Source organism: Massilia terrae, assembly GCF_024753145.1.
Taxonomy (GTDB): domain Bacteria; phylum Pseudomonadota; class Gammaproteobacteria; order Burkholderiales; family Burkholderiaceae_D; genus Telluria; species Telluria terrae.
Window position 1 is genome coordinate 603,569 of sequence record NZ_JANUGU010000001.1, and the last position, 20,191, is coordinate 623,759.

At 64.0% G+C, this 20,191-nt stretch carries 18 protein-coding genes; 9 read left to right on the forward strand and 9 right to left on the reverse strand.

Annotated features, from left to right (window positions below; translation table 11 throughout):
* Positions 1–25 precede the first annotated feature (25 nt).
* Positions 26–1,702, reverse strand: coding sequence for an electron transfer flavoprotein-ubiquinone oxidoreductase (locus NX778_RS02790; protein ID WP_258810153.1), 1,677 nt, complete (start codon positions 1,700–1,702; stop codon positions 26–28).
* A gap of 172 nt (positions 1,703–1,874) precedes the next feature.
* Between NX778_RS02790 and NX778_RS02795 the strand changes: the two genes are divergently transcribed.
* Both NX778_RS02795 and NX778_RS02800 read left to right on the forward strand, forming a co-directional pair.
* Positions 1,875–2,651, forward strand: a complete 777-nt coding sequence (locus NX778_RS02795) for an SDR family oxidoreductase (protein WP_258810154.1) — start codon at positions 1,875–1,877, stop codon at positions 2,649–2,651.
* Complete coding sequence (locus tag NX778_RS02800) at positions 2,651–3,070, forward strand: acyl-CoA thioesterase (protein ID WP_258810155.1); 420 nt, start codon at positions 2,651–2,653, stop codon at positions 3,068–3,070. Before NX778_RS02795 ends, NX778_RS02800 begins: the two co-directional genes overlap by 1 nt.
* A 94-nt stretch (positions 3,071–3,164) precedes the next feature.
* Here NX778_RS02800 and NX778_RS02805 read toward each other — a convergent pair whose 3' ends face one another.
* Entirely contained in the window at positions 3,165–3,434 is a 270-nt protein-coding gene (locus NX778_RS02805) for a hypothetical protein (protein ID WP_258810156.1), read from the reverse strand.
* Between the two features lie 17 nt (positions 3,435–3,451).
* On the opposite strand from NX778_RS02805, the gene NX778_RS02810 reads away from it, so the two are divergent.
* Positions 3,452–5,761 (forward strand): TonB-dependent receptor plug domain-containing protein, encoded by a 2,310-nt coding sequence (locus NX778_RS02810; RefSeq protein ID WP_258810157.1) that lies wholly within the window; start codon positions 3,452–3,454, stop codon positions 5,759–5,761.
* Between the two features lie 145 nt (positions 5,762–5,906).
* Here the strand turns inward: NX778_RS02810 and NX778_RS02815 are convergent, their stop codons facing one another.
* Positions 5,907–7,007, reverse strand: a complete 1,101-nt coding sequence (locus NX778_RS02815; RefSeq protein WP_258810158.1) for an alkene reductase — start codon at positions 7,005–7,007, stop codon at positions 5,907–5,909.
* A 136-nt stretch (positions 7,008–7,143) separates the two neighbouring features.
* Here NX778_RS02815 and NX778_RS02820 point away from each other — a divergent pair, with 136 nt between their 5' ends.
* Positions 7,144–8,079, forward strand: coding sequence for a LysR family transcriptional regulator (locus NX778_RS02820; protein ID WP_258810159.1), 936 nt, complete (start codon positions 7,144–7,146; stop codon positions 8,077–8,079).
* Here the strand turns inward: NX778_RS02820 and NX778_RS02825 are convergent.
* Positions 8,069–8,629, reverse strand: a complete 561-nt coding sequence (locus NX778_RS02825) for a PAS and helix-turn-helix domain-containing protein (protein ID WP_258810160.1) — start codon at positions 8,627–8,629, stop codon at positions 8,069–8,071. The genes NX778_RS02820 and NX778_RS02825 overlap by 11 nt on opposite strands.
* A 138-nt stretch (positions 8,630–8,767) precedes the next feature.
* Here NX778_RS02825 and NX778_RS02830 point away from each other — a divergent pair, with 138 nt between their 5' ends.
* Together NX778_RS02830 and NX778_RS02835 are read left to right on the forward strand one after the other, a co-directional pair.
* Entirely contained in the window at positions 8,768–9,466 is a 699-nt protein-coding gene (locus NX778_RS02830; protein WP_258810161.1) for a CoA transferase subunit A, read from the forward strand.
* Positions 9,467–9,487: 21 nt separating this feature from the next.
* Positions 9,488–10,138 (forward strand): 3-oxoacid CoA-transferase subunit B, encoded by a 651-nt coding sequence (locus NX778_RS02835; RefSeq protein WP_258810162.1) that lies wholly within the window; start codon positions 9,488–9,490, stop codon positions 10,136–10,138.
* A 102-nt stretch (positions 10,139–10,240) separates the two neighbouring features.
* Here NX778_RS02835 and NX778_RS02840 read toward each other — a convergent pair whose 3' ends face one another.
* Together NX778_RS02840 and NX778_RS02845 are read right to left on the reverse strand one after the other, a co-directional pair.
* A complete protein-coding gene (locus NX778_RS02840) occupies positions 10,241–11,506 on the reverse strand; it encodes a M56 family metallopeptidase (RefSeq protein ID WP_258810163.1) in 1,266 nt (421 codons plus the stop codon).
* 8 nt (positions 11,507–11,514) lie between these two features.
* Positions 11,515–11,898, reverse strand: coding sequence for a BlaI/MecI/CopY family transcriptional regulator (locus NX778_RS02845; protein ID WP_258810164.1), 384 nt, complete (start codon positions 11,896–11,898; stop codon positions 11,515–11,517).
* Positions 11,899–12,044: 146 nt separating this feature from the next.
* Between NX778_RS02845 and NX778_RS02850 the strand changes: the two genes are divergently transcribed.
* Complete coding sequence (locus NX778_RS02850) at positions 12,045–14,414, forward strand: ABC transporter permease (protein WP_258810165.1); 2,370 nt, start codon at positions 12,045–12,047, stop codon at positions 14,412–14,414.
* Positions 14,415–14,433: 19 nt separating this feature from the next.
* Positions 14,434–15,135, forward strand: a complete 702-nt coding sequence (locus tag NX778_RS02855; RefSeq protein WP_258810166.1) for an SIMPL domain-containing protein — start codon at positions 14,434–14,436, stop codon at positions 15,133–15,135.
* A 46-nt stretch (positions 15,136–15,181) separates the two neighbouring features.
* Here NX778_RS02855 and NX778_RS02860 read toward each other — a convergent pair whose 3' ends face one another.
* Positions 15,182–16,483, reverse strand: a complete 1,302-nt coding sequence (locus NX778_RS02860) for a dicarboxylate/amino acid:cation symporter (RefSeq protein WP_258810167.1) — start codon at positions 16,481–16,483, stop codon at positions 15,182–15,184.
* A gap of 254 nt (positions 16,484–16,737) precedes the next feature.
* Between NX778_RS02860 and NX778_RS02865 the strand changes: the two genes are divergently transcribed.
* Entirely contained in the window at positions 16,738–17,601 is an 864-nt protein-coding gene (locus NX778_RS02865) for a patatin-like phospholipase family protein (protein WP_258810168.1), read from the forward strand.
* A 44-nt stretch (positions 17,602–17,645) separates the two neighbouring features.
* On the opposite strand, the gene NX778_RS02870 is transcribed toward NX778_RS02865, so the two are convergent.
* Positions 17,646–18,944 (reverse strand): metal-dependent hydrolase family protein, encoded by a 1,299-nt coding sequence (locus NX778_RS02870; protein ID WP_258810169.1) that lies wholly within the window; start codon positions 18,942–18,944, stop codon positions 17,646–17,648.
* A gap of 94 nt (positions 18,945–19,038) precedes the next feature.
* The gene (locus NX778_RS02875; RefSeq protein ID WP_258810170.1) at positions 19,039–20,151 is read right to left on the reverse strand and encodes a hypothetical protein; all 1,113 of its coding nucleotides are present in this window, start codon (positions 20,149–20,151) and stop codon (positions 19,039–19,041) included.
* Positions 20,152–20,191 lie beyond the last annotated feature (40 nt).

The window sequence follows — 20,191 nt, forward strand, 5'->3', positions numbered from 1 at the left end:
CATTTCCGAAGCGTCACCGCGACGCTTACATATTCGGATAATTCGGCCCACCGCCCCCTTCAGGCGTCACCCACACGATGTTTTGGGTCGGATCCTTGATATCGCAAGTCTTGCAATGCACGCAGTTCTGCGCATTGATCTGCAAGCGTTCCTGCCCCGCATCGTTCTTCACGAACTCATACACCCCCGCCGGGCAATAGCGCTGCTCCGGCCCCGCGAACCTGGCCAGGTTGACCTCCACCGGCACATCCTTGTTCTTGAGCGTCAGGTGAATCGGCTGGTCTTCCGCGTGATTGGTGTTCGAAATGAACACCGACGACAGCCGGTCGAAGGTCAGCTTGCCATCCGGCTTCGGATACACGATCGGCTTGAAATCCGCCGCCGGCTTCAGGCATTCGTGATCCGCATGCTGGTGATGCAGCGTCCACGGCGCCTTGCCGCGGAAGACCATCTGGTCGATGCCGGTCATGATCGAGCCCAGCACCAGCCCCTTGGACATCCACGGCTTGAAGTTGCGCGCCACGTGCAGCTCCTCGTGCAGCCACGATTGCTCGAAGGCTGCCGGATAGCTCGCCAACTCGTCGCCCTGGCGGCCTTCACCCAGCGCCACGAAGACCGAATCGGCCGCCAGCATGCCGCTCTTGATCGCCGCGTGGCTGCCCTTGATGCGCGAGACGTTGAGGAAGCCCGCATCGCAGCCGATCAGCGCGCCGCCCGGGAACACCAGCTTCGGCAGCGATTGCAGGCCGCCCGCTGTGATCGCGCGCGCGCCGTAGGAAATGCGCTTGCCGCCCTCGAAGAAGGTGCGGATCGCCGGGTGCGTCTTGTAGCGCTGGAATTCCTCGTACGGCGACAGATAGGGATTCTCGTACGCCAGGCCGACCACGAAGCCGACCGCGACCTGGTTGTTCTCCAGGTGGTACAGGAAGGAGCCGCCGTAGGTCGCGTTGTCCATCGGCCAGCCGGCCGTATGGATCACGAGGCCCGGCTTGTGCTTGGCCGGATCAATTTCCCACAGTTCCTTGATGCCGATGCCATAGGTCTGCGGATCCTTGCCCTTGTTGAGGTCGTACTTGGACATCAGCTGCTTGCCCAGATGCCCGCGCGAGCCTTCCGCGAACAGCGTGTACTTGGCGTGCAGCTCCATGCCGAGCTGGAAGGCATCGGTTGGCTGGCCTTCGCGGTTCACGCCCAAATTGCCGGTGGCGACGCCCTTGACCGAGCCGTCCTCGTTGTACAGGATCTCCGCCGCCGGGAAGCCCGGGAAGATTTCCACGCCCAGGGCCTCGGCCTGCTGGCCCAGCCAGCGCACCACGTTGCCGAGCGAGATCACGTAGTTGCCGTGGTTTTCGAAACACTTCGGCACCATGAAATTCGGCGTCTGGTAAGCCTTGGTCTCGGTCAGGAACAGCACGCGGTCTTCGGTGACGGGCGTGTTGAGCGGCGCGCCGAGTTCCTTCCAGTTCGGGAACAGTTCGGTGATCGCCTGCGGATCCATGACGGCGCCGGACAGGATGTGCGCGCCGATTTCGCTGCCTTTTTCGAGCACGCAGACGGACACTTCCTGGCCTTTCTCCTGCGCCAGCTGCTTCAGGCGGATCGCCGCCGACAGGCCGGCCGGGCCGCCGCCGACGATCACCACGTCATATTCCATGGCTTCGCGCGGGCCGTATTGTTCGAGGAGGTTGGAGGTCTCAGTCATGTTCTTGTAGGGTTAAAAAAATTTAAGCACGAGTGTGCGGCTTTTCGGTGGCGAATGCAACTTTGCCCGATATTTTACGGCGATAATGCGAGGCGGGATTCTAAACTTGGCAAGATGTGTAATGATGTTGACTTCTCCAACAACATCGCCGAGCAGCAACGGGAGCCGTAACGTGGGCATTGAAGTAAATTTCGAAGGCAAGATAGCAATGATTACGGGCGCATCCAGCGCCCTGGGCGCGCGTTTCGCCAAGGCGCTGGCGGGCGCCGGCGCCCAGGTGGTGCTGGCCTCGCCGCACACCGAGCGGCTCAAGGAGCTGCGCGCCGAGATCGAGGCCGATGGCGGCGCGGCGCACGTGGTGGGGCTGGACGTAACCGATCTCGCCAGCATCAAGGCGGCGGTCGCGCACGCGGAGACCGAGGCCGGGCCGATCGACATCCTCGTCAACAACTCCGGCGTGTCGACCACCCAGCGCCTGCTCGACGTCACCGAGGAAGACTTCAGCTTCGTGATGGACACCAATCTGCGCGGCGCCTTCTTCGTGGCGCAGCAGGTGGCCAAGCGCATGATCGCGCGCGCCAAGGGCGACCCCAAGAAGCAGCACCGCATCGTCAACATCGCCTCCGTCGCGGGACTGCGCGTGCTGCCGCAGATCGGCGTCTACTGCATGAGCAAGGCAGGCGTGGTCCAGATGACCAAGGCGATGGCCGTCGAATGGGGCAAGTACGGCATCAACGTCAACGCCATCTGCCCCGGCTTCATTTCGACCGAGCTGAATGAAGAATACTTCGGCACCGAAAACGGCAAGAAGCTGCTCGATATCCTGCCGCGCAAACGGCCGGGCCGGCCGGAAGACCTGGACGGGCTGCTGCTGCTGCTCGCCGCGGAGGAAACGCATTTCATCAACGGCGCCATCATCACGGCCGACGACGGGATGACCGCGCAATAATGAGCAAGCGACAGCAGGTGCACGTCATGCGGATGCCGATCCGCTGGGGCGACATGGACATGATGGGCCATGTGAACAATACGGTGTATTTCCGCTATATCGAGTCGGCGCGCATCGCCTGGCTGGAAGAAGCGGGAGGTGCGCCCAATCCCACCGCCGAAGGCCCGGTGATCGTCAACGCCCACTGCAGTTTCATCAAGCAGCTCAAATATCCGGGCGAAATCGAAGTGACGACCTTTGTCGGGTCGCCGGGGCGTTCCAGCTTTGAAGTCACGCACGAGATCCGGCTGGTCGGGGCGGATGGACAGGCAGGCGCACTGCATGCCGAAGGTGGCGCGAAAGTCGTGTGGGTGAATTTCGCGGCCGAGAAGTCCGTGCCGTTGCCGGACGAGGTGCGCGCGCTGCTACCCGCGCCCTGAGCGAATAAACGCCTGAGCGTTCGTTCCCCTAACCCTTATCCTAAAAAACGTCGTCCCGGCCTGCGCCGGGACGACGGGGTAGCTTTCAGACGACTTATTTCGACGGCGGCACCTGCTTGGCGTTGGCATCCGCCTGCTGCTGTTGTTGTTGCTGGGCCTTTTGCTGCGCTTCCTGCTCGCGCTGCTTTTTCTTGGACATGTGATGGCCGACCACGCAGCCGACAGCCGCACCGGCCAGCGCGTGGTGTTTGGCCACGTGGCCGGCGACTCCGCCGACAATGGCGCCTTTTACGCAGCCGGCGTTGGCGGCGCCGGCGCTGCCCAGCGACAGGGCAATGAACAGGGCAATGAATCTGTTTTTCATCGTAACCTCGCAGTGGATTGGAACCGGAGCTGATTATAGGCCCGTTAGCGTTCGAGCCTGGCACAATCAATAATTGTCCTGAACGCAACAATCATTTAAGCTCAGCATCTCACCCAGTTCAGGTTCAAGAGATGTTTTCCCAGCCCTTCCGATGTGGCGCCGCCGCGCTCCTGATTTTCCCGTCCCTTGTGTTGGCCCAGACGGCGCCCGCTTCCGTGAAAGCGGCCAAGCCGGCGGACAAGACCAAAGACACCAGCACCGCGCAGATCCAGACCATCGAAGTCAAGGGCTCGGCCGCGCATTACGATCCGCGCCGCGACGATACGGCCAGCAAAACGGTGCTGAACCGCGACGAGATCACCAAATACGGCGACGATAACGTTTTCGACGTGCTGAAACGTGCGCCCGGCGTGACGGTGACCGGCAATGTGCTGCGCATGCGCGGCCTTGGCGCCGGCTACACGCAAATCCTGGTCAACGGCGACCGTCCGCCGCCCGGTTTCTCGCTGGACGCGCTGACGCCCGACCAGATCGAGCGCATCGAAATCATCCGCTCCGCCAGCGCCGAATATTCGATGCAGGCGATTGCAGGCACCATCAATATCATCCTGCGCAAGGTGGTGGCAAAGCCGCAGCGCGATGTGCGGCTCAGTTACAACCATTCCTCGCAAAACCGCAATACGTCGGTGAACGGCACCTGGGCCAATAAGGTGGACCAGCTGTCTTATTTTTTGAACGCCGCCGCCTGGCGCGGCACTAACGACTATGCCAGCCATAGCGACGAGGAGTTCTATCTTCCTTCGGGCCAGATTAGCCAGTCGCGCGAGACGGCCAATAATGGCGGCGGCGCCTGGAAAGGCATGGTCTTGCTTCCGCGTGTGCTCTACAAATTCGATAACGGCGACGAATTGAATTTGAACGGATCTGCGCAGGCGAGCAGCAACGAATCTGCGTACCGGTGGGTGCACACTGCCCAATTCGGCGCCTGGCCCCGGCCCGACTATGCCGAGGGGCAGGGCGGTACGCCGGCCAAACAGCGTGTGCTCAAGGGCGATGTGAATTACGTCTCGAAAATCGGCGGCGGCAAACTGGACCTGACGATGTCGGCCGAACGCAGCCGCTTTACCAGCGATTCGGACAACGTGATGTACACGGCCGCGCGCGCATCGCGCCTGGAGCGCAATTGGGATACGACCACCCTCGCCAGCCGCGCGTCGATGCGCGGAAAATTCACGCGTTCGCTATTTGACGATCATTCGCTCGCCACCGGCTTTGACGCCAGCAGGCAGAAAGACGACCAGGCGCGCGACCGCCACGAGCAAACGGACGCGGCGCCGGTGACGGAAACAATCGAGCGTTTCGAGCCGCGGATCGATCGTTTCGCCGCATTCATCCAGGACGAATGGAACCTCCGCCAGAATATCTCGGCCTATGTCGGCGCGCGCTGGGAAGGCGTGCAGACGGAAAGCAGCGGCACCAATGCCGATGGCGGCATCAGCTCGCGCAATCATGTATTGAGCCCGGTGGCGCAATTCCTCTATAAATTCCCGGACAAAAGTGGACGCCAGCTGCGCCTCGCGCTCACGCGCACTTACAAGGCGCCGACTCTGGACCAGCTGACCTCACGCCGCTACGAAGCGACCTTGAATACCCGATTCAGCCCGGATTCGAGCGGCAATCCGAACCTGAAGCCGGAGCTGGCCACCGGCATCGACGCGGGCTATGAACAGTTCTGGGAACAGGGCGGCATGGTCGCCATCAGCGTGACGCGCCGTGCGATAACCGACTACATCCGCACCGCGCTGGTCGTGGATCCAAATGGACGCTGGCTGAACCAGCCGCTCAACGACGGCGACGCGCTGGTGCATACGCTCGAAGCCGAAGTGAAAATGCCGCTCAAGTCGCTTATTCCGTCCGCGACCGGCGTCGACATGCGCGCGAGCGCGAGCCGCAACTGGTCGGAGGTGTCGACCGTGCCGGGGCCGAATAACCGGCTGGACGCACAGATGCCGCTGTCGGCCAATGTCGGCCTCGATTACAAGAGCGGGGATTTCGGTCTTGGCGCGACGCTCGTGTTCCAGAAGGGGAGCTGGGTGCAGGTGTCGGAAGCACAAAGCCAGCGCCAATTGACCCGCCGCGACCTGGATGCATACGCGTTGTGGAAGCTGGACCCGCGTTATCAGTTGCGCGTGTCGGTCGCGAATATCCTTGGTACGCCAGGCAGTTGGTATGAACGCTTGTACGCTGACGCTTCCGGCATATCGCGGCAGGCGCACGTCATGCCGGGGGCAATCCGGACCGGGGTGAATCTGGAAGCGAAATTCTGAAGAATCGCCCCAGTGTCACGAAGAAAGAACGTCGTCCTCGCGAAAGCGGGGATCTCATTTCTCATGCGTAGCCGCTGCGTTCGATAGAGCGATTGCGCTTGCAAAATGGGTTCCCGCCTCCGGGACAACGACGTTCTCTTGACTATTACGCCGCCTGGTCGAGCGCCGGATAATCGATATAACCCACCGGCCCCGGCGAATAAAAGGTCTGCGGATTCGGCACATTCAGCCGCGCATTGAACTTGAGCCGCTGCACCAGGTCCGGATTGGCGATGAACAGCCGTCCGAACGCCACCGCATCCGCATGCCCCGATTCGACCGCCTCGATCGCCATGTCGCGGGTGTAGCCGTTATTGGCGATATACGCGCCCTTGAAGGCCTTGCGCGCCCAGGCGAAATCAAAGCCCGGCAGATCGCGTGCGCCGCCGGTGGCGCCTTCGACGAAATGGATGAAGGCGATGCCGCGCTTGTTCAGTTCCTCGACCAGGTAGCCGAAGACCGCCTGCGGATTGCTGTCCGTGATGTCGTTCGACGGCGTAACCGGCGACAGGCGTATGCCGACCCGGCCCGCGCCGATTTCGGCCGCCACCGCATCCACCACCTCCAGCGCAAAGCGCGCACGGTTTTCCACCGAGCCGCCATATTCGTCGGTCCGCCGGTTGGCGCCATCGCGCATGAACTGGTCGATCAGGTAGCCATTCGCGCCGTGGATCTCGACACCGTCAAATCCGGCGCGAATCGCGTTGGCCGCGCCGCGGCGGTATTCGTCCACCACCTGCTTGATATCGGCCAGCGACAGCTCGCGCGGTTCCGGTGCTTCCACCTTGCCGCTGCGCGTGTACGCGACGATGTTCGGCTTGATCGCCGACGGGCCGATCGGCTGCGCACCGCCCGTCAGTTCCGGGTGCGTGATCCGGCCAACGTGCCAGATCTGCGCCACGATTTTCGAACCGGCCTCGTGCACAGCTTGCGTGATCGGCTTCCAGCCTTCCACCTGGGCATCGGAATAGATGCCGGGCGTTGCCATGTAGCCCTTGCCGATCGGCGAGACCTGGGTGCCTTCGCTGATGATCAGGCCGGCGTTGCTGCGCTGGCGATAGTATTCGATGTTCATCGGGCTGCCCGGGATGTCGCCGGCCGCTTCGTCGGCGCGGCTGCGGGTCAGCGGGGCCATCACGATGCGGTTGGCGATCTCGATGTCGCCGATGCGGGTCGGTTGAAACAGCTTGCTTGCGTCAGTCGTCATTTTTTTCCGTCCATTTCTCGTATCGAATTCGGTGCGGGTTCCCGGCAGCCGGGCTCGCCCATCATCAAATTATGGCTATTCCGTCCGTTCTTAAAGAGGGGTGTTCAGCGATATAATTTATTCCAAGGAGGAATGAATGGATCGCTTACGGATGATGGAAACCTTCGTGCGCGTGGTCGAGACCGGCAGTTTCTCGGCCGTCGCGCGCGAAACACTGACGACGCAGTCCGCGATCAGCAAGCGGATGCAGGCGCTGGAGGCCTATCTGGGCGCCAAGCTGCTGGTGCGCTCCACCCGCAGCCATTCGCTGACCGAAGCCGGCCGCCTGTACTACGAGCGCTGCCGGCAGATCCTGGATACGCTGGAAGAGGCGCGGGTCGAGGTCCATTCCACGGAACACGAGATTTCCGGCACGCTGAAGGTCGCCGCGCCGGTCTCTTTCGGCCGCCATCACATCGTGCCGCGCCTGGCCGGCTTTTACGAACGCTATCCGCGCATCAAGGTCGAACTGCAACTGGACGACAGCTTTGTCGATCTGGTGGCTTCCGGCGCCGACCTGGCCTTTCGTGTAGGCGAGTTGCGCGACAGCCGCCTGATCGCGCGCCGCATCGGCACCGCGCACCGTGCCGTGCTGGCTTCGCCGGCCTACCTTGAAAAATTCGGCGAACCGACGCATCCGCTCGAATTGCTGAAACATCGCTGTCTGGTCTACACCGGCCTCGTCAGCATCAATGAATGGACTTTTCGGCAGGATGACGGCGAAGACATCGTGGTGCGGGTCGACGGCAATTTCCGCTCGAACAGCTCCGAGGCGATCCGCCAGGCGGTGGTGGACGGCCTGGGCATCAGCTATTCCTTGGCGTGGATCTACGGCGACGACCTGCGCGCCGGCCGGCTCAAGCGCATCCTGACCCGCTACCGCCTGCCCACGCTGCCGCTGAACGTGGTGTTCCAGCCGGCACGGCGGCCATCGCTGAAGGTCCAGCATTTCGTGAATTATTTTGAGGAAGCGTTCAGCCAAGACCCGGACATCGCGGAGATGCTCACGCCAGCTGCCCGGATCAGCGGGTAACGCCCACCAGCTTGTGCACCAGCTCGGATGAAGTGGCGGCCGAGAACTTGCGCATCAGCTTGGCACGATGCATTTCGACCGTGCGCGGCGACAGGTCGGTCTCGCGAGCGATCAGCTTGCTGGTCTTGCCTTCGACCAGCAGCGCGGCGATCTCACGCTCGCGCGGCGTCAGCTCGGCCGTTACCGGGCGCTTCTCGCTGACATCCTCGAAGGTCCACACGCCCGCGCCCAGCGGCTCGGCCGGGTCCAGCGCACGGCCCGTCACGTGGCACCAGAACAGCTCGCCGCTGCCGCGGCGCATGATGCGTTCGTCCGAGTAGCGGCCCTTCGCGTTCATGATCGGAATGATGCGGTCGCCGGTGCGCAGGAACTCGTCCATGGTGGGGTAGAGCACCGAGAACGACTGCCCGTCGAGCTCCGGTTTCCGGTAGCCGAACATCGAGGCCAGCGCGTGGTTGCACGACTGGATCACACGGTTCACGGAGATGCACATGCCGACCGGGGCATGCTGGAAAATCATCTCATAATCAATGGCGTATGATGCGTTCATCTGATGTAAATCGCGTGTCCCCAGGGTTGTCGATGACCGGTATTTCTACGGTATTGTGCTTTGACCGGGCGTATTTTATGCTCAGATTTTACTCTGCGGTTAGCAAGAGCGTGCTGCTCAACTATTAAAGGGACGGGTATGAATAAAGTTTATCCTGACGCGGCATCGGCGCTCGCCGGTGTCGTGCAAGACGGCCAGACCATCGCCGTCGGCGGCTTCGGCCTGTGCGGCATTCCGGAGGCGCTGATCGAGGCGCTGCGCGATTCGGGCGTCAAGGGCCTGACTGCCATCTCCAACAATGCCGGCGTCGACGGCTTCGGCCTTGGCCAACTGCTCGAAACGCGCCAGATCAAAAAGATGATTTCGTCCTATGTGGGCGAGAACAAGGAATTCGCGCGCCAGTTCCTGGCGGGCGAACTCGAACTCGAATTCACTCCGCAGGGCACGCTGGCGGAAAAGCTGCGCGCCGGCGGCGCCGGCATTCCGGCCTTCTTCACCAAGACCGGCTACGGCACCATCGTCGCCGAGGGCAAGGAAACCCGCGAATTTGACGGCGAAATGTATGTGATGGAGCGCTCGCTGCTGCCGGACGTATCGCTGGTCAAGGCCTATATGGCCGACAAGGCGGGCAACCTGGTGTTCCGCAAGACCGCGCGCAATTTCAACCCGAACGTCGCCACCGCAGGCAAGGTCTGCATCGTGGAAGTCGAAAAGCTGGTCGAGATCGGCGAGATCGATCCGGACCAGGTGCACACCCCGAGCATCTTCGTGCACCGCATCGTTCACAACCCGAACCCGGAAAAGCGCATCGAGCAGCGCACCGTGCGTTCCAACTGACACCAGCTTTCGGAGAAAAACATGGCATGGACTCGTGATCAAATGGCCGCGCGCGCGGCCCAGGAATTGCAGGACGGTTTCTACGTCAACCTCGGCATCGGCTTGCCGACCCTGGTGGCTAACTACGTCCCGCCTGGTATTGAAGTGTTCCTGCAGTCCGAAAACGGCCTGCTTGGCATCGGCCCGTTCCCGACCGACGCCGAAATCGACGCCGACCTGATCAACGCCGGCAAGCAGACTGTGACCGCGCTGCCGGGCGCTGCCTACTTCAGCTCGGCCGATTCCTTCGGCATGATCCGCGGCGGCAAGATCAACCTGGCGATCCTTGGCGCCATGCAGGTGTCCCAGCAGGGCGACCTGGCCAACTGGATGATTCCGGGCAAGATGGTCAAGGGCATGGGTGGCGCGATGGACCTGGTGGCCGGCGTCAAGCGCGTGGTCGTGGTGATGGAGCACGTCGCCACCGCCAAGGATGGCAGCACCAGCCACAAGATCCTCAAGAAGTGCGACCTGCCGCTGACCGGCGTGGGCGTGGTGGATCGCATCATTACCGACCTGTGCGTGATCGACATCACCGACACCGGCCCGAAAGTGGTTGAACTGGCGCCGGGTGTGAGCAAGGAAGAAGTCGCCGAAAAGACTGGCTGCGAGCTGGACTTTACGGCTGTTTGAGCGACGAGAGCGGGCTCGGCCCGCCGCCGAAAGCAAAAACGCGCTGGCATTTTCCGCCTGCGCGTTTTCTTATTTGACTGACTGTCTCCGTTTTTTTAAGGTCTAGTTCAGCAGCCACTGGTAGGCCACCGGGACCCACATCTGGACTGCTTGGCCGTGGCTGGTCGCCGGCACGAAGCGGCATTGGGCGATCGCGTCGCGCGCCGAGGCATCCAGGCTGGGATACCCGCTCGAGCGTGTCACCTTTGCTTGCTCCACCTTCCCATTGGCGCCGACCAGGAACATGAGCGTCACGGTGCCTTCATGGCCGGCCTGCAGGTCCGCCTTCGGGTACATCGGCTTGGTGCAGGTGCTGAAATCGACGATGGGGCGCTGAGTCGCGGCCACCGGCAAACGGATCGGCGCCGGTGCGTTGTTCGCATACGCGGCGGCGCACAGCATCGCGATGCCCAGCAGCGGGACCAGCGAGGTCCAGCCGGCCGATGGCGTGTCCGGCCGCAGCAGGCGCCGGACGCGCGCCATCAGGTCGCCGCCGCTGGCCGCCTGCGCGAGCTGCTGGCGCGAGCCGAACTGGCGTTTTTCGAGTTCCGACAGGGCGCGCGCGAGGCGTTTCGGGTCGCCCAGTTGACGCGCCGCGATGTCGTCGGCGATCTGTTCGCGCTCGGCGCGGATACGGCCCGAGATCCACCACACGGCGGGGTGGTAGAACAGGATGGTCTCGACCAGGTTCTGTGCAAGGTTTACCAGGTAGTCGTGGCGCCTGATGTGCGCGATCTCGTGCGCGAGCAGGGCTTCGAGCAGCTCCGCCGGCATGCCGGAAACCAGCGATGCGGGCACCAGCACGACGGGGTGCCACCAGCCGGCGGTGACTGGGCTGGCCAGCGCTTCGACGATGCGAAGGCGCACAGGGCGCGCGATGCCCGCGTGCGCCGCCAGCTGGGTCAGGCGCGCCTGCCACGCGTGGCTGGTGCTGGTGCTCCGCGCGGACCGGTTGATCCACGCGAGGCCAAGCGCCATTCTCAGCGCGAGCGCCAGCACGCACGCTGCCCAGGCGGCGACCAGCATGGCCATGTTAGCCTGCAGCCAAGCCAGCATGTCGGCCCCGGTGGCGATATTCGCCAGACCGGCCACGTGTGCCGCGCCGGCCCGCGCGAAGGCGCCTGCCGCGGGCGTAACGAGGCGCTTCACCAGGCCCGACGCGGGCCACAGCAGGCATACCATCAAACCGCTGCACGCGGCCAGGTAGCGCAGCTGCGGCCTCGCACCGCGCAAGGCCGTGAGCCCGAGGGCGACCATGCAGCCCACCAGCGCACCCTGCCACACAAAATCGAGGAGAGTCCAGCCTATAGCCACCAACAGCTCGTTCATGGCCGGGCTCATTTCTCGTCATCCTTCAGCAGCTTTTCGATTTCGTCACGCTCCTTCTTCGAGATGCCGGTCTTGAGCGCGGCCAGCACCAGCGCCTTGGCCGAGCCGGCGAATGCACGCTGCATCAGGTCCTTGAGCAGGTTGGTCTGCAGCGAGTCCTGCGTGTAGACCGGTGCGTACACGTGCGAACGTCCGCTCTCGTCGCGCAGCAGCAGGCCCTTGCCGTGCATGATCTGCATGAGGCGCAGGACGGTGGCGTAGGTGACGTCCGGACGCTCCTGCTGCATCGCTTCATGCACCTGGCGTACCGTGGCCGAGCCAAGCGGCCACAGGGTCTGCAGGAGGTCGAGTTCAGCCGGTGTCGGCTTGGGGAGGGCGGGGGATTTGGCCATGGCGCAGGGCTCGCAAAATAAGTAAACGCGCGCCTAGAGTAGCTTGTCTAGATTTGGATGTCTAGCGCATTTCTTAACAAAATGTGCTTGCCGCAAGCACACCGCCGGGGATAGCATAGACATCATTGTCTACTTTGGGGCGATGTATGAAGCTGCGCGATTTCCGTATCGGCTGGCGCCTGCTGGCGCGGCAGCCCGGCTATTCGGCCGTGATTGTGCTTGGTCTGGCGGTGGGCTTCGCGGCCTGCTTCCTGCTGCTTGCGCTGGTGCGCTACGCCTTCACCTACAACGATGCGATCCCGGATGCCGGCCGGATCTGGCTCGTCAAGGAACGGGCCAATGTCCTCCCGCGTCCCGACTGGCAGCCCATCGCTACGCGCGACCTGGCGCGGACGGTGCGAGACAGCGGCCTGCCGGTGAGCGCCACCACGGCCAAGTCCTACGACGTGGCGGCGCAACTCGATTCGCGGCTCGTGCCGCTGACCGTGCAGGTGGCAGACGGCGACTACCTTGGTTTCTTCGGCATCCGCGCGCTGGAAGGCGACACCGCGGCGGCGCTGGCTCGTCCGGATGGCATCGCATTGAGCCGCGAGACTGCGACCAGACTGTTCGGCGATCCGCACGCGCTCGGCAAGGTGGTGCGCATCGCCGGCCAGCCCTACGAGGTGCGCGCGGTCCTGCCGGACCTCCCGGCCAACACCAGTGTCGACATCGATGCGCTGGTCGGCGCCGGCCAGCATTCATTCGCCGGCGGGGCGCCCAACATCTGGACGCGCGCCACGGTGTACGTGAAGACAGCGCCGGATTTCGAGCCCGGCGCACTGCAGGCGGTGCTGCAGGAAGCGATCAACCAGCGCGATGCAGCGCTTCCGCTGCGCCTGCGCCAGCTGGCCAAGGGCGGCCCGGTCAGCTCGATCGGGCTGGCCCGATTGTCCGATCTGTACTTTGATCCGGACCTGCTCGCGAGCCGCAGCGGCCGGCGCTACGGCAGCAGGAGCGGCGTGCTTGGGCTGGCGGCGCTGGCCGTGCTGATCCTCGCGCTGGCCACGGCCAATTACGTGAACCTCGCCGCGATCCGTACGGCGGCGCGGCGGCGCGAGATCGGCATGCGCAAGGCACTCGGCGTGAGTCCGGGGGCGCTGGCGCGCCAGTTCATGGCGGAGTCGCTGGTGGTGTCGATGGCGGCGACGGTGATCGGCCTCGCGCTCGCGTGGCTGGTGCTGCCGCTGTTCTCCACGCTTGTGAACCGGCCGCTCGCGGCGATGATGTCGACGCAGGCTTGCCTGCTGATGCTGGCAACGGGCGCCGCGACCGGCATGCTGGCCGGCCTGTATCCCTATGTGCTGGCACGGCGCTTGCCCGCGAGCGTCGCGCTGCAGGGACGCGGCAATGGCGAAACCGCGGCCGGTGCGCGGCTGCGGCGCGTACTGTCGGTGCTGCAGTTCGGCGTGGCCATCGCGCTGATTGCGGCGACGCTTGCGGTAGGCTGGCAGACCCGCTACGCAAGCCAGGCCGATCCGGGCTTCGATCCGGCGCATTTGCTGGTGGTGGCCGCGCCAGGCGGCGGCACGGCGCCGGCGGCGCAGGCCTTCCGTGACGACCTGGCGCGCTTGCCCGGTGTCGCGGGCGTCACGGTGTCGGACGAGGCGATCGGGCGCGATGGCATGAAATCGACTGTCGCGATCGAACGTCCGGGACAGGCGCCGGTGCAGCTCGAGTTCAAGGCGGTCGGTGCGAATTTCTTCAAGGTCTACGGAGTGCGGCCGCTGCTTGGCCGCCTGTTCGACGAGTCGCTGGACCGATCCGGCGCCGATAACGTCGTGCTCAACGCACGGGCTGCGCAGGCGCTGGGCTACGATTCGCCTGAGGCGGCGGTCGGCCAGGTGTTCGGCAAAAACTCACGCATCGTCGGCATCGTTCCCGAACTCCGCTTCCAGACCATGAAGCAGCAGCCCGGCCCGATCATGTTCCGGGTGAGAGAGGAGCTGAACGTGTTCACGGTGCGCGCCGCGGGCGACTTGGCGGCCGTGCGCAACGCGATCGAGTCCGCGTGGACGCGCCACTTCCCGAACGACCCGCCCGATATCGAATCGGCTGCGTCGATCTTCGCGCAGAACTACGACGAAGACCTGCGGCTGGCAAAGATCCTGGGCCTGGCCAGCATCGTGGCGACCACACTGGCGAGCTTCGGCATCTACGTTCTGGCCGCGTACAGCGTGGAGCGCCGCTCGCGCGAGATCGTGCTCCGCAAGCTGCACGGGGCGCGCGGGCGCGACATCTCGCGGCTGGTGGGGCGCGAGTTCGGGGTACTGGTGGCACTTGGCACATTGGCCGGGCTGCCGCTCGCCTGGCTCGGCATCGAACGCTACCTGGCCGGTTTTGTCGAACGCGCGCCGATGGGGCAGATGCCGCTCGTGCTTGCGTTCGCCCTGATCGCTGCCGTCGGCATCGCCGCTACCACGCGCCAGACCCTGCGTGCCGCGCGCATGTCGCCGGCGCTCGCCCTGAAAGACTGATTTTCAAAGAGGAGACCACATGCTGAAGAAGTCCATCCTGCTGCTCGCCTTCCTGTTCGTTCCGCTCGCCGCTTCGGCATCGCAGCTGCCGGAGTACCCGTTCATCCACATCACCGGAAGCGCGATGCAGTTCGTGCCGCCCGACCTGGGCGAGCTCGATTTCGAGATTGTCGCGACCAACGCCGATCCGGCGCAGGCGCGCGCCACGGTGGATGAACGGATCGCCCAGATCCAGGCGCTGGTGCAGGAGCAGGGCCTGCCAGCCGAAGACGTGATGCTGCGCGACGTCCGCCAGTCCATCAAGGAAGGCAGCCAGGTTTACGACGTGCGCTGCTCGGTTCACCTGAACGTGCGCGACCTGAGCAAGTGGCAGGCCATCGCCGGCGGCCTGGTCGGGATGGAAAACCTCGACAACTTCGCCACCGATTTTGCGCCGGCGGACAAGGAGCAGGTCGAGATGGAGCTGACCAACGCAGCGATCAAGGACGCGCGCAAGCACGCCGAAGCGATGGCGGCCGGATTTGGCCGCAAGCTCGGCCCCGTGACGGGCGTGTCCACGGGCGCGTTGAAGAACCTGAGCAATGCCATGGGGTTGTTCGCCTCGGACTTCACGAACCGTTCGCGCGCCGGCAGCCCCAAGCGCATGGAAAAGCCCAATATCGCCAGCGTCGCCGCGCTGCGCTTTGCGGTGCAGGTCGACGTCATCTTCCGCATCAAATAAAAAAGCCGGGCGAACCCGGCTTGTTGCTGTGCGGCTGGAAGAACGATCAGGCAGCTTCCTTGACCGGATACATTTCCTTGTCTTCTTCCAGATGGCTCGGATGCTTCAGCTCGCGCTGCAGCGTCTCGTGGTCGAGTTCACCCTCCCACTTCGACACCACGATCGAGGCCACGCCGTTGCCGCAGATATTGGTCAGTGCGCGGCATTCGCTCATGAACTTGTCGATACCGAGGATCAGCGCCATGCCGGCCACCGGGATGGTCGGGACCACGGCCAGCGTTGCGGCCAGGGTGATGAAGCCGGCGCCGGTGATGCCCGATGCGCCTTTCGAGGTCAGCATCGCGACCACGAGGATGGTCAGGGTCTGGGTCAGCGTCAGCGGGGTGTTGGTGGCCTGGGCGATGAACAGGGCGGCCATCGTCATGTAGATGTTGGTGCCGTCCAGGTTGAACGAGTAGCCGGTCGGGACCACCAGGCCCACCACCGATTTCGAGCAGCCCAGCTTTTCCATCTTGCGCATCAGCGAAGGCAGCGCCGATTCCGACGAGCTGGTGCCCAGCACGATCAGCAGTTCTTCGCGGATGTACGACAGGTAGCGGAAGATGTTGAAGCCGGTGAAGTAACCGACGGTGCCCAGTACGAGCACGACAAACAGGAAGGAGGTCAGGTAGAAGGTGCCGACCAGCTTGGCCAGCGGCAGCAGGGCGGCGACGCCGTATTTGCCGATGGTGAAGGCCATCGCGCCGAATGCGCCGATCGGGGCCGCTTTCATGACGATGCCAACCACGCCGAAGATCACGTGCGACAGGTCGTCGATGAAGCGGGCGATGGGGCGGCCGCGCTCGCCGAGCATGGACAGCGCGAAGCCGAACAGGATCGCGATCAGCAGCACTTGCAGGATGTCGCCCTTGGCGAAAGCATCGACGAAGGTGCTCGGGATGATGTTCATCAGGAAGTCGACGGTCGACAGCGAATGAGTCTTGGCCGTGTATTCGGCGATCGACTTGGTGTCGAGGGTGGTCGGATCGACGTTGAAGCCCGCGCCCGGCTGGACCAGGTGGGCCACGATCAGGCCGATCAGGAGTGCGAAAGTGGAGATGATCTCAAAGTACAGCAGCGCCTTGCCGCCGACGCGGCCGACTTTCTTCATGTCCTGCATGCCCGCGATGCCGGACACGACGGTACAGAAGATGACCGGGGCGATGATCATCTTGATCAGTTTGATGAAGCCGTCTCCCAATGGCTTCATCTTGGCCGCGAGGCCAGGGTCGTACACGGCCAGCAGGATGCCCACGATGATCGCGAACAGCACCTGGACGTACAGGACTTTATAGATTGGCTTTTTCATGTCAGCTCTTCAGGCGAATTGTTGATTACGCCATGATCCATGAATAGTTGAGGGCGGGCTATTGTGGAAAACCCGCAGACCATCGTACGCCTGACTTTTCGTGGCCCGCGCGCGATTGCTTGGAAGAAAGTGCTACTTTCCTCAGGATGCTCGGCTTTGGGCATTGCTGCTACCATGGATGCACTCGTCGGCCCACGACCGTGCCGCCACTTTGGATGGTCGGGCTGGTGGCCGACGCCGCTTCGGAGCGTCTAATGGCTGATACGACCGGGTCGCCCACCGCGTGGGTACTTGCCGGAGGCGGAAGTTTCGGCGCAATCCAGGTCGGCATGCTGCAGGCGCTCGTCGCGTACGGCCTGGTTCCGGACCTGGTGGTGGGCTCTTCCGTGGGGGCGATCAATGGCGCCTATTTTGCCGGGGCGCCCGACGCGGATGGCCTGGCACGGCTGGCCGCCATTTGGTGCGGCATGCGCCGCAGCACGGTGTTTCCGCTCGCATGGGGCAGCCTGCTGCGGCTGAAGAACGGTGACGGCTCCACGGTCGACCCGTCCGGGCTGAGCGGCCTGCTCGAGCGATGCCTGCCGTACCAGGCCCTGGAGGACGCACGCATTGCGGTGCACATGGTCGCCACCAACCAGCTCGGCGGCGGCACCGTGACGATTTCGCGCGGCCCGGTCGTCGAGGCCGTGCTCGCAAGCTGCGCCATTCCCGCAGTATTCCCGCCGGTGCGCATCGGTGAGCACTTCCTGATCGACGGAGCGATCGCGAGCAACACGCCGATCAGCGTGGCCCTCGAACTCGGGGCGCGGCGAATGATCGTGCTACCCACGGGATTCGCCTGCGCCCTCGAGGCGCCGCCGCGCGGCGCCATCGCCAGCATCCTGCACGCCGTCACCCTGGTCATCGCACACCAGCTGGCCAGCGAGTTCGAACGCTGCCAGGGGCTGGCGCAGATCATCATGGTGCCGCCGCTGTGCCCCCTGGCGGCATCACCATACGATTTCTCCCACGCCGCGGACCTCATCCAGCGCGCGGCCGACCAGACGCGGCGCTGGCTCGACAAGGGGGGACTCACCCGCTCGCAGGTGGCGCCGGCGCTGCTGGCGCACAGCCATTGACATCTTGGCGGCGCGCGTCGGCTGCGCAGCCCGCTGGAGGCGATTCAGGGCTGAGGCGTCGGGCGACGATAGACCGAGCCCCCCTTCATCACAAAGCTGACCTTGCGCAGCGCTTCGATATTGGCGGTCGGATCGCCCTCGACGGCCACCACGTCGGCCAGCATGCCTTGCTTGAGCTGACCCAGGTCCTTCGACTTGTCCAGGATCTGCGCCGCCACTGCCGTGGCCGCGCGCAGCGCCTCGGTCGGCGTCATGCCCAGCTTGACCATCCATTCCAGCTCGCGGTAGTTGGTGCCGTGGGCGAATACCCCGACGTCGCTGCCGCTGCCGATGGTTACGCCCAGTTTGCGCGCCAGCTGGAACGCGTGCATCGCCTGCTGCATGCCGGCCGTCGGCGTGCCGCCGCGCGTGTAGTGCTGGAAGTATTCGCCGATTGCCTCGGGCGCCGTCAGCGTCGGTACGTAAGCGGTGCGATGCTCGACCATCAGCTTGAACGTGGCCTCGGACGCGCCGTAGCCATGTTCGATCGTGTCGACGCCCGCCAGCACGGCCATGCGGATCGCATCGTCCGACGCCGCATGCGCCGCCACCTTGCGCCCGGTGACGTGGGCCGCGTTGACCATCGCTTTCATCTCGTCCAGCGTGAAGGTCGGCCGCGTGCTGCCGTCCACGCCGGTGCGGTAGTCGGCGTAGAACTTGATCCAGTCCGCGCCGTGCGAGGACTGTTCGCGCACCGCCTTCACGCATTCGTCCACGCCGGTGCACTGCTGGGCGCCGTAGGGCAGGTCCATGTCCGGGCGATAGTTGCGCTCGGCCGGACCGTAGCTGAAGCTGGCGACGATGGCGCGGGTGGCGACGAACAGGCGCGGACCCGGCAGCACGTCCTCGTTGATGGCGCGCTTGATGCCGACGTCATCGTAGGCCGCGCCTTCGGTACCGAGGTCGCGCAGGGTGGTGAATCCGGCCTGCAGCGTGTCGGCGGCGTGGCGCGCGGCCAGCATGGTGCGATAGGACGGCGCTTCCTTGATCACCTGGTCGTCCCAGGTCACTTCGTTGTAAGGGTGGAGCAGGACGTGCGAGTGCAGGTCCATCAGGCCGGGAATCAACGTGCGGCCGGGCAGGTTGACGCGCTCGACGTCGGCCGGGACGCTGATCTTGTCGGCCGGGCCGACGGCCTGGATGCGGTCCTGCGACACCAGCACTGCCCATCCGGCATGCGGCGCGCCTTCGCCGGTCCAGACACGGTCGGCGGTCAGCAGTACTGGACGTTTGTCGGCAGCGTGCGCGGCACAAGCCAGCAGCGCGAGTGTGGTCAGAGCGAGTTTCTTGGCCCAGGTCCGCATTGTCGTCCCTTTAAAAGTTGTTATAACGAAATAATAGCGGACGGGCAGGAGGGTGTCTGTAATGACGTCGGGCGAATGAAGCGGTCGTGGCTGGTCAATGCGATGGCCAGGGATTTGCAGCCGCGTCCGCTTTAGCTTCAGCGTCGCTGTGCGACTCAGCATCGTGTCGCGAGAACGTGTAGTGCTCCCGGTATGCCAAGTCAAGTACGTAGGCGGCCGCACGATGTGCAAGGGCAGGCACCAGCCCGAAGCGCTGCTGATAGTATAGGTCGAGCGCCCGCTCCGCGAGGGGATACTGGCGCCGGATTGCAGTTAGCAATTGACGATTACCCGGGCGTTCCGTAGCCCATTTGTCCAGCGCCGCGTCGATTTGTTTGCGGGTGTTGTACACGCCGCGTCGCGACGCGACCGCCCACGGGCGCAGGGCCGCGTTGCCCCATGTGTGTGCGGCTGCCTGGCGCAAAAGGGCGGTCGAATGCAGGCTGCCGTCGTATCGTCCGCTGCCCATGGTCTGGTCCAGTAAATGCTCCAGCTCGCGCACGGGATGCGGCAACAGGTAGACAGTACGCTTGCCCGCTGGGTGGAACTGAATCGAGCACGCCTCCCGCAAGGTATCCGCTGCTGGCACCCATATCTTCCAGGAGTCGAGCGGCTCCTCGCTGTTGCCGAAGGAGAGCGCCCAGACCCCTTGCTGCGTGCCGGTGCGGTAGATGCGTGGGGTTACCGCTGCATCAGCAACGATCGAGCGTACCTGCGCATCCGGCGGTGATTGCCAGTTGCGCAGAACTGCTGCAGGCGGGGCAGCCGAATCGGCGACATAGAGTTCGTACCGGTCTTCCCGCCAAGGATGTCCGCGCACCATCAGGGCCAGACGGTAACCGTCGATCAAGCGCTTGCCCCAGTACAGCTTGCGGGGGAAGGGAGGCGTCGAGTCCAGTTCATCGAATGCCGATGAGTCTGCAACTACTTCGTCACCTTCGTTGGCAGACTGAAGCAACACTTTCGAAGGAAAGCGATCGGGTATCGTATGCAGGTCAAAAACAAAGTACTCCCTGGAATGGAACGCCAGCTTCGCCAGGGTCATCGCCTGGGAGCATTCGGTACGGGTCCCGCCAATCAGTCTCGGCCAGTCCGGGGCGCGTGCGAACGCGGTCTGGCCTGCGAGCAGCAGGGGCGCGAGAAATCCGCAGCGGAGAAAGGTTTGCATGGATGCTCATGCTTGAAAGTTGCTAATAAGCATCAGCATA

Coding starts and splice junctions, on each gene's coding strand:
- NX778_RS02870 (WP_258810169.1), bottom strand. CDS start 18,944: ATGCGGACCTGGGCCAAGAAACTCGCTCTGACCACACTCGCGCTGCTG.
- NX778_RS02855 (WP_258810166.1), top strand. CDS start 14,434: ATGCTGAAGAAGTCCATCCTGCTGCTCGCCTTCCTGTTCGTTCCGCTC.
- NX778_RS02845 (WP_258810164.1), bottom strand. CDS start 11,898: ATGGCCAAATCCCCCGCCCTCCCCAAGCCGACACCGGCTGAACTCGAC.
- NX778_RS02860 (WP_258810167.1), bottom strand. CDS start 16,483: ATGAAAAAGCCAATCTATAAAGTCCTGTACGTCCAGGTGCTGTTCGCG.
- NX778_RS02835 (WP_258810162.1), top strand. CDS start 9,488: ATGGCATGGACTCGTGATCAAATGGCCGCGCGCGCGGCCCAGGAATTG.
- NX778_RS02850 (WP_258810165.1), top strand. CDS start 12,045: ATGAAGCTGCGCGATTTCCGTATCGGCTGGCGCCTGCTGGCGCGGCAG.
- NX778_RS02815 (WP_258810158.1), bottom strand. CDS start 7,007: ATGACGACTGACGCAAGCAAGCTGTTTCAACCGACCCGCATCGGCGAC.
- NX778_RS02800 (WP_258810155.1), top strand. CDS start 2,651: ATGAGCAAGCGACAGCAGGTGCACGTCATGCGGATGCCGATCCGCTGG.
- NX778_RS02805 (WP_258810156.1), bottom strand. CDS start 3,434: ATGAAAAACAGATTCATTGCCCTGTTCATTGCCCTGTCGCTGGGCAGC.
- NX778_RS02790 (WP_258810153.1), bottom strand. CDS start 1,702: ATGACTGAGACCTCCAACCTCCTCGAACAATACGGCCCGCGCGAAGCC.
- NX778_RS02875 (WP_258810170.1), bottom strand. CDS start 20,151: ATGCAAACCTTTCTCCGCTGCGGATTTCTCGCGCCCCTGCTGCTCGCA.
- NX778_RS02830 (WP_258810161.1), top strand. CDS start 8,768: ATGAATAAAGTTTATCCTGACGCGGCATCGGCGCTCGCCGGTGTCGTG.
- NX778_RS02825 (WP_258810160.1), bottom strand. CDS start 8,629: ATGAACGCATCATACGCCATTGATTATGAGATGATTTTCCAGCATGCC.
- NX778_RS02865 (WP_258810168.1), top strand. CDS start 16,738: ATGGCTGATACGACCGGGTCGCCCACCGCGTGGGTACTTGCCGGAGGC.
- NX778_RS02840 (WP_258810163.1), bottom strand. CDS start 11,506: ATGAACGAGCTGTTGGTGGCTATAGGCTGGACTCTCCTCGATTTTGTG.
- NX778_RS02820 (WP_258810159.1), top strand. CDS start 7,144: ATGGATCGCTTACGGATGATGGAAACCTTCGTGCGCGTGGTCGAGACC.